The organism is Tateyamaria pelophila (assembly GCF_019966495.1).
Taxonomy (GTDB): domain Bacteria; phylum Pseudomonadota; class Alphaproteobacteria; order Rhodobacterales; family Rhodobacteraceae; genus Tateyamaria; species Tateyamaria pelophila.
Map to the genome: position 1 here is coordinate 1 of NZ_JAIMIA010000260.1, position 2585 is coordinate 2585.

2 protein-coding genes are annotated in these 2585 nt (G+C 50.2%); both read right to left on the reverse strand.

The window, feature by feature from the left end:
* Positions 1-1117, reverse strand: a 1117-nt coding sequence (locus LC354_RS27365; RefSeq protein WP_223429089.1) for a TniQ family protein, incomplete at its 3' end; no start/stop codon positions are given.
* Positions 1118-1646: 529 nt separating this feature from the next.
* Positions 1647-2051: a hypothetical protein gene (locus tag LC354_RS27370; RefSeq protein WP_223429090.1), complete on the reverse strand. Its 405-nt coding sequence runs from the start codon at positions 2049-2051 to the stop codon at positions 1647-1649.
* Between the last annotated feature and the right edge of the window lie 534 nt (positions 2052-2585).

Consider the following 2585-nt stretch of genomic DNA (forward strand, 5'->3'; position numbering starts at 1 on the left):
GGTAAAAGATACTTGATCCGCAGGCCTGATCAGGCGATCTTCGCGTCAGATGGCAGGCCACTTGGGGAATGTCGGTTAGAAATCGTTCAAGTAGTTCCTGCCCAATCCCTGTCTCTCGTGAGGCAGTCAGAATTGAGTGCAGTTGCCTTTCAGGTTGGACAATCCCAAGAACGGTTTCTCCGGCAGAAACTGGCCAGATGTCGACGATACTGTCCCGCAGAATTTTCCGAAATGGGGTGAAGTCAGCCTTGTCCAGATGTGCTTGACTGAAGTCTACGAATAAACGACCAAACGCCTTTTGCGGCCCTGCGCTGGAACTGTCTGCAAGGGTAGCAAGCTCGCTCAACGCCTTCAGGATCGCCACCTCTCCTTGGCTTGCAACACCAAAGCCCAAAGTTCGTGCGCGCCGAAGCGGAGCACCTTTGTCCAAATGAGACACAGTTTCCAACCGCAAAAGCTCTGTACCCAGAAGCGTACAAAATGTTGTTGCCGCATAAAGCGTGTGATCAGCCAGCCAGGTATTGTCAGCTCCGGTCTGAAGACGGGTGTCGAGCCAAAAATCATAAGGCGATGGCTGAATGAATGGTTGATCTAAGCGACCTTCCATGACGTCGTCTAGGATTTCGGCGAAGCGAGATGACAGATCATATCTATCGGTCGGGAGGATATGATTCCAAAGCTGCAATAAGGGATGGCGATGTTCGACGCAGAGGTTGATTTCGCGCATTTGCCAGTCCCCACGCATCGTCATTTGAATGAGCGGGCGGTCACGATCAACTTCAGTATCCTCGCGCAAACAAACAGGACAGCCTCGGATGATTGGGTTCCTGAGGGCACGAGAGCCAAACTCTTCACCTCGAAACACCATCCGAACATCGCCGCCGCCCCTTCCCGTCCAGGAAATGAGTTCATCGACCTGACCGTCAGTCAGTCCGCCACATGCGGCAAGGCTGCGCACAGCAACTTCTTCCAAATTGATTATTCTCTTAAGCGAAAATCCCATATCCAACGCAAAGTCAGCAGCGCCCACCCCGTTCATTGCGGCGATCCGAGATAGAAATGACGGGATCGTTTCCCGATGGTTCGGTGCGGGACGGAGGGGGAGCGGATTCAACACGCTTTGCGAGATACTGCCTCTGAACGGAATGCGAAAGCCATTTTGGCTGAGGGTTTGGTATCTGTCCGTCAGAGGATGGTCGGAATAATTGAGGGGTGCATGACCTGCTCTTGGTGCGGGTTTTCCAAATGCAGTAGCCCAGACTCACGGCAGGTGTTGATTGTGAAACCCAGCATAAGTTGCCCATTTGGCCGACTTATGCCTGTTTTTACCAGCCTAAAAGGCCCAAAACTGCAAAACCCCTTGTTTTGTTAGGTTTCGCAAGTGCCGGTATTCTGGCCATTTGATCTGACTGTTCGGACAGCAGAAAACGGTGGGCGCTTGCACCACACGAAACCTGTGGGAGGCAGCATTGATCTGTGAGCAAATGGTTTTCCCCAGTTTTCTCTCCAACTTGACGTGCTTTTGTCCGGCTATTCACCAATTCTGCAACATGCATTTTGTGGCAGGAAGGGCGGAAACAGGACTTTCGCTGCCGCGCGCGAACCAAAGTGGGCAACCCGAAGAAAGCGGACGCTCACCACACGATTTAGCGTAAACGATGCTCTTTCAGTGCTTGCCCCGTAATTCTCTCATAGAATTCCGAAAGTGTCTTTTCGCAATCTGCAATTTCATCGGTAGCAAATTCGACAAGACCTTCGAGAAAGGTATATTCGAAATCTCCACCAATATGTGTCACCATGGAGTGCAACACATGGTCTAACTCCTTCAAAGCGTCAGAAACTTCCAGTGCCTCGTCAAAAACTGGTTGATCAATTTCGGCAAGCGAAAGCAGATTTGCGCTTAGTGCATCGTTGTGAACTTTTCCAAAAGGCGATTGGGAATACGCTTCGCCGTCTTTATTGTGTCGTAGGTACAATTCGCCACGAACCCCAGAACGGATTTCGAGTGAGGTTTCAGGGTTTTCAATTGCAAGTTCAATTGTTTCAATCATGTGCCGCATCGACTTGATTGTCCAATTGTTACGTTCTATTTCGTCTGCGATGAGACGGCGTATTGCCGTTCGCTTTCGCAAATTGGACCGCTTTCGGCGAGTTCCTTCGATCACTTACCTTAGAATGAACAATATGATTGCACCCACAACCGTTACTGGGAGTAACCGTCCTGCACTGACTAAAAATTCCATTAAACTGCCCACATGTTTCCATACCAATCTCATTTATGGGGTAAGGCTTTTAGTCTGTCGATAGGCAAAGCACAGGGGAATCGCGTTTGGGTTTATTTCGTCGCATCAAGATCGAAAATCATCAAAACCTCACCACGAATTCGACGAGAGACCCGAGAAGTTCTTCTTCAGCTCACCCTCTCGTCTCTCAGATTTCCAAACGCGATTGCCCTGAGGCAAAGCAGGGCAATCGCGTTTGGCATCATGCCTCTTACAGCCCATTGAGAACGCTGCATAAGAATGCCTCGTCCCATCCAGCTCGCTTGAGTTTAATGCTGAGAGAGCCTTTGGATGTGTCGCGTC

What these genes read in the sequence shown, in the direction of transcription:
- LC354_RS27370 (WP_223429090.1), bottom strand. Translation starts at nt 2,051, where the DNA reads ATGATTGAAACAATTGAACTTGCAATTGAAAACCCTGAAACCTCACTC.